Source organism: Alkalicoccobacillus porphyridii, from assembly GCF_007293315.1.
Classification (GTDB): domain Bacteria; phylum Bacillota; class Bacilli; order Bacillales; family Bacillaceae_D; genus Alkalicoccobacillus; species Alkalicoccobacillus porphyridii.
The window spans coordinates 1-447 of the sequence record NZ_VLXZ01000051.1; the positions used below are offsets into that span (position 1 = coordinate 1).

The 447-nt window shown below is 48.3% G+C and carries 1 protein-coding gene; it reads left to right on the top strand.

Going from position 1 to position 447, the window contains the following annotated elements:
- Positions 1–265: 265 nt before the first annotated feature.
- Positions 266–447: hypothetical protein (locus tag FN960_RS23465; protein ID WP_221936824.1), on the top strand; the 182-nt coding region annotated here is incomplete at its 3' end.

The following is a 447-nucleotide window of genomic DNA, read 5'->3' on the forward strand; positions in this document are numbered from 1 at the left end:
TGCGAGTTGGCGAGCTCATCGTATAATGAATAAGGGTGTTTAAGTAAAGGAAAACATCACCGTTCCTGGCATCCTGGACGGTGATGCCCCTACGGTTGCCCTCGCCAGCACGGGCATCGGTAAAGCGTAAGGTTCAACATCGTTTTACCACTTCATGCGATTGTTGCGTTTTTGTTGCGTATTAGATCACTTAATTTGCTTTACATCTCCCGTAAACACTTTTCTGCGATACAATGCCTTTACGTTATGTAACGGAGAGTTCGGCATGTCACACCCCGCGTTAACGCAACTGCGTGCGCTGCGCTATTTTAAAGAGATCCCTGCCCTGGATCCGCAACTGCTCGACTGGCTGTTGCTGGAGGATTCCATGACAAAACGTTTTGAACAGCAGGGAAAAACGGTAAGCGTGACGATGATCCGCGAAGGGTTTGTCGAGCAGAATGAAAT